At 63.4% G+C, this 13,295-nt stretch carries 8 protein-coding genes; 2 read left to right on the top strand and 6 right to left on the bottom strand.

What is annotated here, in order from left to right; all coding sequences use genetic code 11:
- Positions 1 to 67 precede the first annotated feature (67 nt).
- Both Prubr_RS36405 and Prubr_RS36400 read left to right on the top strand, forming a co-directional pair.
- On the top strand, positions 68 to 5,857 hold the full coding sequence (locus tag Prubr_RS36405) for an RHS repeat domain-containing protein (protein WP_212820285.1): 5,790 nt from the start codon (positions 68 to 70) through the stop codon (positions 5,855 to 5,857).
- Positions 5,858 to 5,908: 51 nt separating this feature from the next.
- A complete protein-coding gene (locus Prubr_RS36400; RefSeq protein WP_212820283.1) occupies positions 5,909 to 6,622 on the top strand; it encodes a DUF4304 domain-containing protein in 714 nt (237 codons plus the stop codon).
- On the opposite strand, the gene Prubr_RS36395 is transcribed toward Prubr_RS36400, so the two are convergent.
- The 6 genes from Prubr_RS36395 to Prubr_RS36370 all read right to left on the bottom strand — a co-directional run bounded on the left by Prubr_RS36395 (position 6,608) and on the right by Prubr_RS36370 (position 13,230).
- Positions 6,608 to 7,897, bottom strand: coding sequence for an argonaute/piwi family protein (locus tag Prubr_RS36395; protein WP_212820281.1), 1,290 nt, complete (start codon positions 7,895 to 7,897; stop codon positions 6,608 to 6,610). The genes Prubr_RS36400 and Prubr_RS36395 overlap by 15 nt on opposite strands.
- Positions 7,898 to 8,110: 213 nt before the next feature.
- Complete coding sequence (locus Prubr_RS36390) at positions 8,111 to 8,641, bottom strand: hypothetical protein (protein ID WP_212820279.1); 531 nt, start codon at positions 8,639 to 8,641, stop codon at positions 8,111 to 8,113.
- An 88-nt stretch (positions 8,642 to 8,729) separates the two neighbouring features.
- Entirely contained in the window at positions 8,730 to 8,882 is a 153-nt protein-coding gene (locus Prubr_RS36385) for a hypothetical protein (protein ID WP_212820277.1), read from the bottom strand.
- 486 nt (positions 8,883 to 9,368) lie between these two features.
- Positions 9,369 to 9,998: a TetR/AcrR family transcriptional regulator gene (locus Prubr_RS36380; protein ID WP_212820275.1), complete on the bottom strand. Its 630-nt coding sequence runs from the start codon at positions 9,996 to 9,998 to the stop codon at positions 9,369 to 9,371.
- Positions 9,999 to 10,109: 111 nt separating this feature from the next.
- A complete protein-coding gene (locus tag Prubr_RS36375; protein ID WP_212820274.1) occupies positions 10,110 to 10,877 on the bottom strand; it encodes an SDR family NAD(P)-dependent oxidoreductase in 768 nt (255 codons plus the stop codon).
- Positions 10,878 to 10,905: 28 nt separating this feature from the next.
- Entirely contained in the window at positions 10,906 to 13,230 is a 2,325-nt protein-coding gene (locus Prubr_RS36370; protein ID WP_212820272.1) for a phosphotransferase, read from the bottom strand.
- Between the last annotated feature and the right edge of the window lie 65 nt (positions 13,231 to 13,295).

The following is a 13,295-nucleotide window of genomic DNA, read 5'->3' as shown; positions in this document are numbered from 1 at the left end:
TTCCTCCACACCCCGGGCCTGTGGCTTCACGTCATTACCGACAGTAAACAACACAGATGCATTTACCGTGTCTGCCGACCTTGACCTTCTGCCCACCGACAGCGACCCTGCCCAGCCCGAAGCGGCACGCAACGCCAGAGAGAGCAACAGCTCCCGCGGGATGCTGGTTGCCCTCACTTCGGCGCCATCGAGCGGCGCTGGCGATTATGCGGCCACGTCCTTGCAGCCTTCATCAACCTGGTCCGCTGGCGGGAACTCCGGCAACTTTTCGTGGTCCTATCCGATTGAGGTTCCTCCGTCAATTCATGGGCCGACCCCAAAAATCTCCCTCAACTACTCCTCCCAGTCCGTGGATGGGCGAATGGCTGCATCAAACAATCAGCCATCCTGGATTGGTGAAGGGTTTGAGTGGTCGCCCGGGTTCATCGAGCGACGCTACAAGCCCTGCAAGGATGACATGTCCGGCGGCAACAACAACGCCGAAACCGGAGACCTGTGCTGGGTTCGCGACAACGCCACCATGACGCTCAACGGATCCTCTAAGGAACTGTTGTTCATGTCGGGCACTGAGTGGCGAGCCCGTAGCGATGACGCAACCCGAGTCCGAAAAGTTACCGTGAACGGAAACGGAGACGACAACGGGGAGTCGTGGGTCGCAACTACCCCGGACGGCACTCGCTACTTCTTCGGATCAACCGGTCCCGCCACCTGGACCGTACCGGTATTTGGTAATCACGCCAACGAGCCATGTCACGGTGCCACGTTCGCTACCTCGGATTGTGTGCAGGCATGGCGCTGGATGCTTGACAAGGTCGTTGACCGAAACGGCAACTCAATGACTTTCAGTTGGGTTGAAGAGTCCAACAGATACGCGAAGAATCTGTCGAGCGCGAGTCCCGCCGCTTACACTCGAGGCGGCCATTTGCAGCGGATAGAGTACGGAACACGCACTGGTGTCAGCGGCGCCGCGCCGCTCCGCGTCGAGTTCACTGTCGCCAATCGGTGCGTTACCTCATCGTGCGGCACTCGCGACTCCGAAGGTACCAACTGGCCAGACACACCTTGGGACCAGGAGTGCACCGGCGCACCTTGCCTTAACGGCTCGCCAACCTTCTGGACGTCAAAACGGCTCGAGAAGATCACTACTCAGATCCTAGAATCCGGTACCACCTATCGCGATGTCAGATGGTGGAATCTAACTCACTCCTTTCCTGACCCCGAGGATGGAACCCGCGCAGGGCTCTGGCTGGATCGGATATCTCAGGCCGGCAAGTCTGGCTTGACCAGTACTACTGTGCCTGACATCGTCTTTGAAAGAATCCAGAAGCCCAACCGAGTCGACTCCGCTCAGGGTGATTGGTCGCCGGCAATGAACTGGTGGCGCATTGCCAGCATCAAAACCGAAACCGGATCCTATATTAACGTCACGTACAAACCGGTCGACTGCGCTGCCCCAAGTAATCTGCCGGCGCAGGCGCATGCCAACAGTCAACGGTGCTATCCCGTCAAGTGGATCCCGCCAGGGCGAACTGCACCCATCGAGGACTGGTTCCACAAGTACGTCGTTGACACGGTCACCCATTCTGACCCCACCGGCGCAAGTCCGCCCGTCGCCACCTCTTACGACTACATCGGCGGAGGCGCGTGGCGGTACACAGATGATGACGGTCTGATCGAAGACGAGGACAAAACCTGGTCTGGGTGGCGCGGCTACGCAACCGTCCGAACCACACTCGGCAGTACCCCGGATGTCCAGCAGATCACTAACACGCACTACTTCCGCGGTATGAACGGGGACATCCTGCCAAGCGGGACCCGTGCCGTCACCCTGCCCGCGGTCGACAACAACATGGACGGGGATACACACGACCCAAGCGATGCGCCCGCCGTACTTGATGAAGACCACTATGCCGGAATGGTCCGCGAAACGGTGACATTTGATGGGCCGAACGAAGTGTCGGCCTCGGTCTCGCAGCCGTGGCGGTCGACAGCGACTGCCACCAGAACCATCGGCAATAGCCAAGTCACCGCCCGCTACAGCGGCATAACCAGGACCTGGAACAGAACCGCGCTCGACAATAATCGCGGCCAGCGTGTAACAGGTACTTATACGACATTCGGTGCCTACGGCATGGCTGACCGTGTCGAGAATCTCGGTGACCTCGCACTTGAGAACGACGAGAAGTGCGAAGTCACTACCTACGAACCCCGCAACACCACAGACTGGCTGCTCGCGTATCCGAATCGGATACAGCAGTTCGCGACCGATTGCGCGACCGCGACTGGCGGTGTAACGCTTACCGTCGACGACATCGTCGGTGACGTCCGAACCTATTACGATGGAGCCGCGATCCATAGCACAGCTCCGTCAGAAGGCAACGTTACTAAGGTCGAGGTACTGAAGAGCTGGGTTCCCGGTCCCGGTACAGGAAACCCAGGAACCCCAAGCTATCTGGTAATCGAAACGATGCAATACGATGAGTGGGGTCGACTATCCGAGGCAACTGACGTCAAGAACAATGTTACGACTACCACCTATACCCACAACTCCGCAGGCCAGCTGATCTCCAGTGCGGTCACCAATCCCCTTGGTTGGGTGACAACCACCGGTCATGATCCTGCAAGTGGTCAGCCAGTTAGGACTGAGGATCCCAACGGTCGCATAACCGAATACACCTACGATGGCATGGGTCGGCTTACGGCCGTATGGCGACCGGGTCGAAGCAAAGCAACCCAGTCGGCCAATATCACTCACTCATACGTAATTACTGATACGGCCGCCAGTACCGTAACCACGTCTACCTTGCTTCCAAGCGGGTCATACAAAACGGCAATCGAACTTCACGATGCGATGCTGCGCCCGCGGCAAACCCAAAGTGCAGAGGGGACCACCTCCGGTGGCGCCATCGTAACGGATACGCTATACGACTCGGCCGGTCGGCAATTCAAACAGCGTGGTCCGTACATCATCGCCATGGCGCCGAGTGTCACGCTCCGTGCCCCTGTATCCGAAACCACGGTCCCCGCTATAACCTTGAGCCTGTATGACGGTGCGGGACGACTCACTAACTCGATATTCACCTCGATGGGGATCGAGCAGTGGCGAACCGTAACCGCATATGGCGGTGACCGCACTGATATCACTCCACCTCTCGGTGGTACTGCCAATTCGACGGTCACCGATGCCCGTGGCAACAGTATCAAAATGTATCAGTATCATGGTAGTGCCCCCACTCCGACGGTAGTGGGGAGTTGGGACGAAACCACATACATATACAACCGCAAGGACCAACTCGTCGAGTTCGTTGATGCTGCGGGCAACATTTGGACGCAGTCGTTCGACCTGCGCGGCCGACGAACCCAGAGCCTCGATCCCGACAAGGGTGTTACAACCTCGACCTACAATGACGCAGGCGAACTGGTCAGCACGACCGACGCGAACCAGCAGACTTTGGTTTATGGATACGATGCCATCGGGCGAAAAGTGAGCCTCCGTGAGGGGAGTGCGATCGGCCCCAAGCGATCTGAGTGGTTCTATGACGCACTTACAGTCGGCGGCGAAGTAAAGGGTCAACTCATCAAATCGGTTCGATACGCCGACCCTGACAACGACGGTACGCCCGATGCTTATGTCGCCGAAATTCAAGGCTTCAATACCGACTACACGCCGACGGGAAACAGTATAACTATCCCGGCGGCGGAAGTTGGCCTCGCGGGAACCTACAATTACGCATTCACCTACTGGAGTGATGGATCTCCATCCACAACACGCCTGCCCGACCTCGACGGCGCTGGTGGTACGGCAGCCGAGATGCTCTCGTATCGGTACAACCACATTGCGTTGCCAGAGACCCTCGAGACCAATTACGGCGGCACCGCGACCCGCTACGTCATCGGTACAACCTACACTCGCTATGGCGAACCCACGCTCACCGGACTGGCCTACAGCGGTGGCCCCGGTGTGGAGCAGGCAGCATACTACGAGGTCGGCACGCGACGCCTCGAGCGACAAACCACCGCTCGAGCAACCAGTCCATCCGGTGTTGCCGACCTGAACTATTCCTACGACCGCGCCGGGAATGTTACGCGCATAGCCGACCTGACTCCCAATCCTGATGATGCCCAATGCTTCAGCTACGACCACCTGCGTAGGCTTACCGAGGCATGGACGCCACTATCCGGAGACTGTCGTTCCGAAAAGTCCGTCGCAAACCTCGGCGGACCCGCCCCCTACTGGCACACTTGGGCATTTGATCGCGCGGGCAACCGCACGCAGCAGGTCGAACACGGCACCACCAATATTACCCGCACGTATTCATACCCAGACCCCGGTGATCCTCAACCGCACACTCTTACCCAGGTCACGATCAACGGCGGTACGACCGGAACCCAGAACTATGAATACGACGCAAATGGGAACACCACCTGCAGGCCCTCCGCGGTCACGAACGATTGTCAGAGCGGTTTGGGCAACCAGACTCTGGCCTGGAACGGCGAAGGTCAATTAGACGGCGTCGCAGACGCTAGCGGCAACACCAGCTACGTCTACGACACCACTGGCAGCCGGCTGGTGCGGCGAGATCCATCCGGTAAGACGCTATACCTACCCGGCCAAGAACTGCGGTACACGACGGCAACCGGCAGTAAGACCACGATCCGCTACTACTCACACAATGGCGCCATGATTGCCACCAGGACCGCCGGAAGCTTGACCTGGTTGTCGAGCGACCGTCACGGAACCGTGAGTCATACCATTGGTGGCGCCAGCAACCAGGCGATAGCCGGTCGTCGGCAGACACCCTATGGCACCACCCGTGCCGCAACCGGCACCTGGCCGGCCACCCTCGATAAAGGCTTCGTAGGCGGCACGGTCGACAACACTGGGCTGACGCATCTGGGTGCACGTGAATACGATCCGTCACTAGGTCGGTTCCTCTCTGTGGATCCCATTATTGATAACCGTGATCCACAGCAAATCAATCCGTACGCATACTCAAAAAACAGCCCAGTAACGCTTAGTGATCCAGATGGTCTGCGTCCAACCGACGACATGGTTCCGAGGCTAACGCGCGACGAATACTTCAAGAGGCACGCCCAAGACCACACAAGGCGGCATCATGAGGCGGCAAGAGTCGCGGCCATTTGGATTCAGGTCCAGGTGAAGCTCGCGGGAGGGAACCCAGGTAACGTCTACCGAGAATACAGCCTCGCAGGTGGTTCAAAAAAGGGGACCGGGAAAGTGGGTGCTCCGGACATTGTCTATGTTGACGAGAAGAGCGGTGTTGTTTATATCTGGGAAGTGAAGAAAGGTACCTTGGGTGACGCTGACGCGGTCGGCGACATTAAGAAGTATCGGCCACACCTGGAGAAGCATTTTCCGGGAATGACTGTGCGGCCAGGTTTTCAGCTTGCGCTTCCACCTGGCGGCATTGTTATCAAAAGTCCGCATCCTGGCGAATATCTTCGTGTATATAATGGAGGTGCGGCTGGGTCGATCCTTTACGATGTGTCGACGGCCCCTGGTCCGCCGCCAAAGCCCTACGTCGTCCCAGTGCCCGACAGGGTCCCCGTCCCTGTCCCCGTGCATGGCCCCGCACCCCGAACTCACACAGCAGATGAACCGATACGTATTCCCCCTGGCAATACAACCCCGACGCCCTTTCCCACACCTTTGGCGCCTGGAGTGCCATACGGTGCCGACTTGAAGCCGATCGCGCAGCCCTGGTGGGTCTACCCTGTCGCGATGGCAGCAGTCGCCCTGTTGCCAGGTATAGTGGTCGGTGCAGCCGCAGCTGCGCCCGGCGCGGCAGTCGGCGCAGGGCTCGGCGCAGGGCTTGCTTGGGCAACGGCGGGTTAGTCCAAGTGAATCATTAGAGGCATCGGGCTATTGTGGATAGGGTGAGAATCAGTGTCGGTGAATGCTCGTGCTGAGATGCGGAACCTGCATGCCCGATATATCGAGCCCGCGCTGGAGCCATATGGGTTTGTTCGTGAAGGAATGAGTTATCGTCTCTCGTCAGGCGTCGGCGACTCATTAATTGTTGAGTTTCAGACATCCAGGTCGTCAGGCAAGGATGCGTGCAAGTTTTTTGTCAACGTGGGTCTAGTCTATGCTCCCTGGGTTGCTTGGATCAGGGAGATGGATGAACCAGCCCAGTTGCAAGACCCGAAGGTAACTGAAGCGCTTTTGCGTGCCCGCGTATCAAGGGTTCAGGGTCCGCCGTTACATGAAGCGGCGAACGCGCTTCACGCACTAATGTACTCCGGCGGTGCGGAATCCGGGCTGGACGATGTCGATCCGCAGTGTTGGACTATTGGTCCGTCGCATCTTTCCGATCGATATGGGCCAGGCCTGACTGCTCAGCTGCTGTCGACAGTGCATGAATTTCTTCCGTGGCTTGATAGAGAGGTGTGTAAGCAGCGCCTCCGGTCGGGTGATAAGTTGCCCGCACCGCAATCGCCAGATGTTGCTATGATGGTGATGCTTGTAGATGACGGGACAAGTCAGGAACTGGATGGGCTGATTGCCGAGTTCAAAGGCAACGGATCCAACTTTGCTGACTGGGCGAGAGGTCGCGCCGCCCGCGCAGACGCGCTAAAGGCAAGGTCAACCAGAAAGTAGAGTAGGTCCAAAGGGTTCCACACCCAGGAGAGAAGCCCACCCAGCCGGGGTACTCACATGTACTGGGCGTAGCGACTGGCGATCGGATCTGACGGCGCTCTGAACCGGAGGATCTTTTTTGACCTGCTCGGCTGTCCGCAGGGTGATCGGTAGGCGGCCGTCAAGCTGGTCCTGATTCCAGTTCATCTTGCTGAGGGCCAGTAGCTCCAGGGCAAGGTCGCGCGGGTTACTAGCTAGTGACGCTGGTCGTATTCCGAGCGGTCGGGGTACGTGCATTCCCGGGTATGTGGAGTAGAACTCGATGCTGCCTTTCGTGTAGAGCGCGTGCTCGTGGGTACCGAGGGTGAGGAACGTACCGCGGAGCGGTGGGGCAGCGCCGGGCCGGAACAGTTGGGCGTCTTCGCTGTCGGTCAACCAGATGAGATCGAGGGTGCCCAGATCGCGAACGCTGGCAGCTCCGTCGAAGCCGTCGACCTCGTCGGCCGTGAAACGGGATGATTTGTGGATGGCCACCCGGGCCGGGAGCGTCTTGTGTTCGGCGCGGTAGGTCTTCAGGGCTCGTTGAAGGAGGTCGTGGGCGTCGGCGGCGGCAAGGTGCGGCTGGTTGTCCTCGGCGCTGATGTGCGCTTGGCCGCCGCGGACGATCACACCGTCGCCGCGTTCGTTGAACACGTGCGCGACCGCGGTGTCGAGGCGAGTGCCGTCGCCGGCACGGTAGAACGAGACACCGACGTAGCAGGTGGTGTAGTCGGTCGCGATGCGCTGCAGCCGCCATGGCACACCACCGGCTTTGTAGTACATCGCGATGTGCAGGTTCCAGGCCCGGGTCGCCTCGTCCTGGCGTCCTCGGCCTTTGGGGGGTGGGGTCGCCTCGTCCCAGGTGCTACGGCGGATGATCTGCAGCGGGATACCGAGGTGCAGAGTGCGTGCCATTAGTAGATCGTGGAAGTTTTCGAGTCCGCCGCTGGCCGGAGCGGACTTGGGTCGGCGGCGTCCCGACCAGCGGCGGGTCTTGGCCCGGGTGTCGTTCAGTTCGTCAGGGCGCGCGACCACGATCACATCGACCCGGTGTTCCTCAGCCATCGCGGCGATCTCGCTGGCGTAGATGTCCACGGCTTCGCCTACCGTATCCGCTCCCGTGCGGCCCTCGAGCGTACGGAGCTGCCGTGCGGTGATCTGGCGGACGTTGCGGTCGGTGAAAGTCAGCTGGGTGTAGAGGCCAGCGTCGGTGTCGCAGCCGGGGAATGCCGGGAACAGGTGGGGGGTAGCGCTCATCCTTGGCGGCGATCGGGCTGCGGCAGCGTTCGAACCAGCGTCGGGTGCCGTCGGCTTGATCCGCTGGGCCGATGAGCCCGACCCTGATGGCGGCGGGGGCGGTCGGATTGCCTAGGTCGGCGGGGCCGTAGACGGTGAGGCCGAACCGCGGGTCGATGTGACGGGATCCGCCCCCGAACTCCAGAGCGGGCTCGTCGAGGATCACGGCGCGCATCATCGCTTCCCCCTCGATGCCTTGGTGTCCGATGCGGCGCGGCGACTCCGGTTGGCCCGCCTTGGCGGTGGCACCGGCGCAGCAGGAGATTCGTCGTCGCTGTCGGCATCGTTGTCGAGCGCGAACAGGTCGTCCAGGTCGACGCCGATACCGGCAAGCGTCTGGTCAATCTTCTCCTGTGCGGCGGAGTTAGCCGGTTCGTTGTCGCGCGGCTGCACGGGAGCGGGGCCCCACAGGCTGTCGACGATGCCCCGATCGACCTCGAAGGATACGAACCGGCCGAACGCCAGCGCATGTTCAGGGGCGAACAGGTCCGGTGCCTGCGTCAGGTATGTCTCCCACGTGCGCATCCATCCGGCGACCGCCTGGTGGCGGTCCAGGCGTTTGATGCCTGCGAGTAGGGTGTCGGCGAACTGGTACTCGTTGCGACCGTCTGAGGTGAAGCAGTAGTCGGTTCCGACCTGCATGTGCCAGACGCCGTCGAGGCGCCGGAACCGTGTTGTGATCGCCGCGTGCCGATAAAAGCTCACCGCCCCGGGGTCCTTCTCCGAGCGGTACGCGCTGAACACGGTGTGCCCGCGCCGGCCCGGGACCTTGCCCTCCCGCCGCGCACCGAGGTCACGCGTGGAACGCGCGCTGCAGCAGGTCTGCGAAACGGTTCCTGACGTCGATGTCGTCGCTGTTCGCCCATTCGGTGGTCTCGTGCCGTTCGACGTCGCCGGCGCAGAGCACGTTCAGCGGCCGTTGGCGCAGATCGGAGAGACTGAGCACCAGGCCGTCGCGCAGGATCCAGTCGCTGCGCCCGCGGGCGGGCTCGGCGCCCAGCAGCGCACTCGCGTCCGGGTACTTGCTGGTAATAGCAGGCGCGAGATACAGCGTGGCCGGGAAGTCAACGATGGGTTACAAGAGGTGAACCCAGCGGGCGGCACGAATCACGGCAGACTGGGCCCGACCCGGAAACTTCGCCGCGATCAGCCGCTAGATCAACTGGATCGAGATCGACAGCCTCGGACCTGTTGGGTTTTGGTTTGTTTTGCCCCTCCGCCATGAATCCCTATGGCTGCGACGCCACAATGATCAACTCACTGTCGGTTCGATGGGCCAGTGGGGCCGTGGTATCGATCGCCCCTCGGACACCAACTTTTTGCATTTGTGCCAGGCACTGTGCCTGTGTTGCAGGACGTTCAAGAAATCCTTGGTCGCACCAGGCGTGCGCCTCTCTCCCGTGGCCGCTCGTCCGGCGGACCGGCTGTGTGGTCAGGTCGGGCGCCGTTCGACGCCTTGTAGCAGGATCCGGTGGAAGTGGCGGGCGACGTCCAGCGACGTGAGTGTCCCGCGGGGGTCGTACCACTGATATGCCCAGTTGCACATGCCGAACAGCGCCATCGAGTTGAGCATCGGGTCGCCGGCGAGCAGGCTCTCGGCGCGACCGCGCTCGAACAGGCCCCGTACGGAGTCGAAATACGCATCGCGAGCGGCCAGCGCCTTCGCGCGTGAAGCCTCGGGCAGTTCGCGGTGGTGCTCGAAGAACACCCGGACGTAGCCGCGGTGGGTGCGCATGAGGTCGCAGATGTCGACCATGACGTCGAGCAGCAGGTCCGAGGTGCCGCGGTCGTCCTGCTCCAGCCGCTGCCGCTGCCGGCCGAGCAGGATGGAGATGAACTCCTCGTGGATCGCGAGCAGGATGCTGTCCTTGCTCGTGAAGTAGTGATACAGCGTCGGCTTGGAGAGGCCCACCGCACGGGCGATGTCATCCATCGACGTCAGGTGATATCCGACCTCGTCGAACAGTTCGGCGGCCCGGAGGACGATCTCGGCACGCCGGTCATCCGCGTTGCGTGGCCTCCTCGTTCGCGGCGCGTTGCGAGCCGATCGTGATGCGGCCATGTGATCTCCTCGAGCCGGGCCCAGACGTGCCATGTTAGGCCGCGCCGTCTTCTGCCTCACCACCACGCCGCTCGAGAGCTACGGAGATCGTCGTCGGGGGACCACCGGTCGTCATTGCGCGGTCCAACCACCATCCACGTGCAGGACGCTGCCGGTGACATAACTGGCAGCGTCCGATGCCAGGAACGCGACAGCGCCGACAACCTCCCGCGGCAGGCCGAACCGGCCCATCGGGATTCGCTCGCGCAACCGTTTCGACCACTGGTCGTGGCTGCGCAGTCCCTCCGTCATCTGCGTCTCCAGATAACCGGGCGCCACCGCGTTCACGCGTACACCGGCAGCCGCCCACTCCAGCGCCAGCGTCCGGGTGAGTTGCTCGACTCCGCCCTTGCTGGCGCTGTAGGCGGCCAGTCGGGGAAAGCCGACCTGGCCGTGGACCGAGGACATGTTGACGATGCTGCCCGTGCCCTGCTCGATCATGAACGCGCCGGCGGCGCGGGCGCAGATGAACACCCCGGACAGGTTCGTGTTGATCACCTGCTGCCAGGTCGCGGTGCTCAGCCGCTCGCTGCGGTGCAGTGCCGGACTGATCCCGGCGTTGTTGACCAGGATGTCGAGGCGGCTCCACCGCTGCCGGGCCAACGTCACGACGGCCTCGGCGGCGGCCTCGTCGACGACGTCACCGGTGACGATGTCCGCCGTGCCGCCATTGGCCACGATCCTGTCCCGCACCGCCCGCAGCGTGTCCAGCCGGCGCGACTGGAGGATCACGGACGCGCCGGCCTCCGCCAGTCCTTCGGCGATCGCCGCTCCCACGCCTTGCCCGGCGCCCGTCACCCAGGCGACCTTGCCCTGAAGTGGTCCCTCGACCATGGTCATTGTCGGATTCCGCTCTGTGGAGGTCTCTTCACGAACCCAGCGCCGCGACGCCCTGCCCGTCGGCGACCCGCAGGCCCATCTCCACGAGCGCCGCCGCTGCCCCGGCCATGTCTGCCGCGTCCGATCCCAGCTGCTTGCCCTGGAGATGGCGGAAGTAGATCGATTCCATGATGACCGCGAGCTTGAGGCAGGTGAGGACCAGGCACACGTCGAGGTGGTCGGGGTCGACCGGACGGATGGCGGTGTAGGCGCGCAGGATGGCTGCGCGATCACCGAAACCCGGACCGTCCGTCACGCCGAGGGCCACCGGAACGTGCCGTCGCAGTGTGTCGCCGGGCTCGGTCCAGTAGACGAGCAGGAGTGCGACGTCGCACACCGGATCGCCGCGGGTGGCCATCTCCCAGTCCAGCACCGCGCGTACCTGCGCGGTGTCCGGCGCGAGGATGAGATTGTCCAGGCGGTAGTCGCCATGCACGAGCGCCCAGGCCCGGTCGGCGAACGCGTCCGTACGGGCGGCCAGCCAGTGCGCGAGCCGGTCGAACCCCGGCAGGTCACGCACCTTGGTCCGCTCCCATTGCGCGGTCCACAGCGCGGCCTGACGGCTGAGGTAGCCGGCCGGCTGGCCGAAGGTCTCCAGGCCGGTGCCGGTGAGGTCGGCGTCATGCAGCGTCGCCAGCGTCCGGACGAGGACGTCGGCGATCGCCGCCGAGCGTCCGGCGGAGAGACCGACGCAGTCGGCCGCCGAGGACAGCACGACGCCGTCGACGTGCTCCATGACGAGGAAGGGGGCGCCGACGACGGACCGGTCCTCGCAGAGCAGGTACGGCCGGGCGCTCGGCACCGCCGTCCGTTCGAGGCCGCGCAGGACGCGGTACTCGCGCGCCATGTCGTGTGCTCTGGGCATCACATGACCGAGTGGCGGACGACGCAGCACCCAGGATCCGGCGCCCTGGCTGATCCGGTACGTGAGGTTGCTCCGGCCGCCGGCGAGAAGTTCGGCCTGCCACGGCGCGTCCGGATCGGCGTCAGGCAGACGCCGACCGAGGTAGGCCGCCAGCCGGCCGAGCGACAGGCCCGGTGGATCCGCGACCGTGTCTGCGGACCCCGGCCCGGTCGTGGTGTCGGCCTCCGCCTGGAGCGGGCCGTTGCCCGCCGGGCCGCGGCCCTCGTCAGCCATGCGTTGCTCCGCCGGTCCGGGTGGCCTCGTACCGCCGGACAGCACGGCGGGCCACCGCCCAGCGATGCACCTCGGACGCGCCGTCGTAGATGCGGAACGGTCGCACCTCGGCAAGGAACCGTGCCAGCGGCAGGTCGTGGGAGACGCCCTGCCCCCGCACAACTGCACCGAGCGGTCGACGATGCGCCCGACGGCCTCGGAGACGAACGTCTTGGCGATCGATGTCTCGTGGTTCGCGCGTCCACGCTGGTCGATCGTTGCCGCGGCGGTGCGGATCAGCGCCCGGGACGCCGCGATGTCGATTTCGTTGTCGGCGATGAGGTGCTGCGCCAGGCCGAGATCGGCGAGCCGGCTACCGAACAGCTCACGCTCGACGACGTAGCCGAGCATGATCTCATGAGCGCGGCGGGCGACACCGAGCCAGCGCATGCAGTGGGTGAGACGGGCGGGCCCGAGCCGGACCTGGGCGTTCGCGAAGCCGTGGTCGACCTCGCCCAACACGGCGGACGACGGCACCCGGCAGTGCGCGAACACCACCTCGCAGTGCCCGCCGGTGAAACCGGCGTCGATGGTCGGGATGTGCCGGCCGACCGACAGACCGGGAGCGCCGGCGTCGACGAGGAACATCGTCGCGGCGTCGGCACCCGTGCGTGCCATCACGATGAAGAAGGCGGCGCCGTCGGCACCGGTGATGAACCGCTTCTGGCCATCGATCAACCAGTCGGCGCCGTCACGCACGGCCGTCGTGGTGAGCGCCGCGGGGTCCGATCCGGCACCCGGGGCGGGCTCGGTCATCGCGAACGCCGAACGGGTGTCGCCGGCGACCAGTGGACGAAGATACCGCTCGCGTTGGGAAGGCGTGGCGACGTGTTCCAGGAGGGTCATGTTGCCCTCGTCGGGCGCCGCGCAGTTCATGACGAGCGGGCCGAACAGACTCCGGCCGGACTCCTCGAGAACGTCGACCTGTTCGCGCATCGACAGTCCCAATCCGCCGTACCCGGTGGGTGCCGACGGGGCGAAGACGCCGGCGGCGCGGGCGGCCGTACGAAGCCCCGCGCGGATCTCGGGGTTGGTCTCGATCTCGCGTTCGACGGGAATCACCTGATGGTCGATGAAGCTTCGCACCCGCTTCGCCAGGTCCTCCGCGTCCACTCCGGGTGTCGCGTTCGCATGCACCTCTGTGCCTCCTGGTCGCTCCGGTCGTCCGCGCGGCGCCCAGCGGTCGATGGGGAAAACCTGCC

Origin of the sequence: Polymorphospora rubra (assembly GCF_018324255.1) — a bacterium.
In the GTDB taxonomy this organism is placed as follows: Bacteria; Actinomycetota; Actinomycetes; order Mycobacteriales; family Micromonosporaceae; genus Polymorphospora; species Polymorphospora rubra.
Note: the sequence above shows the minus strand (reverse complement) of the source record. Positions and strands in the feature narration are given on the sequence as shown.

Bases quoted from the DNA above. Each gene is read 5' to 3' on its own strand.
- Prubr_RS36375 (WP_212820274.1), bottom strand. From the start codon at position 10,877: ATGACCATGGTCGAGGGACCACTTCAGGGCAAGGTCGCCTGGGTGACG.
- Prubr_RS36395 (WP_212820281.1), bottom strand. From the start codon at position 7,897: ATGAGCGCTACCCCCCACCTGTTCCCGGCATTCCCCGGCTGCGACACC.
- Prubr_RS36380 (WP_212820275.1), bottom strand. From the start codon at position 9,998: ATGGCCGCATCACGATCGGCTCGCAACGCGCCGCGAACGAGGAGGCCA.